The organism is Roseateles sp. P5_E11 (assembly GCF_054049355.1).
Genome location: NZ_JBFUMO010001117.1, coordinates 1 through 831, shown reverse-complemented (window position 1 = coordinate 831; position 831 = coordinate 1). Strand labels below are relative to the sequence as shown.

Annotated in this window: 2 protein-coding genes; both read right to left on the bottom strand. The window is 63.5% G+C overall.

From position 1 onward, the window contains the following. On the bottom strand, positions 1–198 hold a 198-nt coding region (locus tag ACXJKR_RS33800; RefSeq protein ID WP_457326584.1), incomplete at its 3' end, for a DnaB-like helicase N-terminal domain-containing protein. Between the two features lie 155 nt (positions 199–353). Then, positions 354–806 (bottom strand): 50S ribosomal protein L9, encoded by a 453-nt coding sequence (gene rplI / locus ACXJKR_RS33795; RefSeq protein ID WP_056198090.1) that lies wholly within the window; start codon positions 804–806, stop codon positions 354–356. Positions 807–831 lie beyond the last annotated feature (25 nt).

Sequence of the window (831 nt, the reverse complement as noted above, 5' to 3'; positions counted from 1 at the left end):
GTATACATGCTTGTGCTCGAAGCGGTAGAAGTCGGTCTCGGTGAGCAGGTCGGCCGCCTTGTCCCAGGCCGTGTTGGCGATGAGCAGGCCACCGAGCACGCTCTGCTCGGCCTCGACCGAATGCGGCGGCACGCGCAGGCGTGCGACCTCATCGTCATACGGCGCGGCGGAAGAAGAAGCAGGAAAGATCGCGGACATGCCTGTGGATAAAGCTGTGAACGAACTGGGAGCAGACGGTGGACGAAGCGGGAAAACTCGTCCCAGAAAAACCAAAGGCCGAAACCCTGTGGGGCCTCGGCCTTCTTCAATGTTGCGGCGTCAGACGCCGCAGCGCAAGGGCGCTTACTCCGACGTTACTCGGCTTCAGCAACCACCTGGACGGTGATCTCGACCACGACGTCGGTGTGAGCCGCGACCTGGACCGGGAACTCGCCGACGGTCTTCAGCGGACCGTTGGGCAGGCGGACCTGCGACTTGGCGATGGCGCTGCCAGACTTGGTCAGCGCTTCGGCCACGTCGGCGTTGGTCACGGAGCCGAACAGGCGGCCGTCAACGCCCGCCTTCTGGGCGATGCGCACGGTCTTGCCGGCGATGGCTTCACCCAGTTTCTGGGCTTCGGCCAGCTTGGCGGCGGCGGCCTTTTCGAGTTCCGCACGGCGGACTTCGAATTCCTTGATCGCGGCCTCGGTGGCGCGGCGCGCCTGCTTGGTCGGGATCAGGAAGTTGCGGGCATAACCATCCTTGACCTTGACGACGTCGCCGAGGTTGCCGAGGTTGGACACTTTTTCGAGCAGGATCACTTGCATGTCGTCAGCTCCTTAGACCTTGTGC

Coding starts and splice junctions, on each gene's coding strand:
- rplI (WP_056198090.1), bottom strand. CDS start 806: ATGCAAGTGATCCTGCTCGAAAAAGTGTCCAACCTCGGCAACCTCGGC.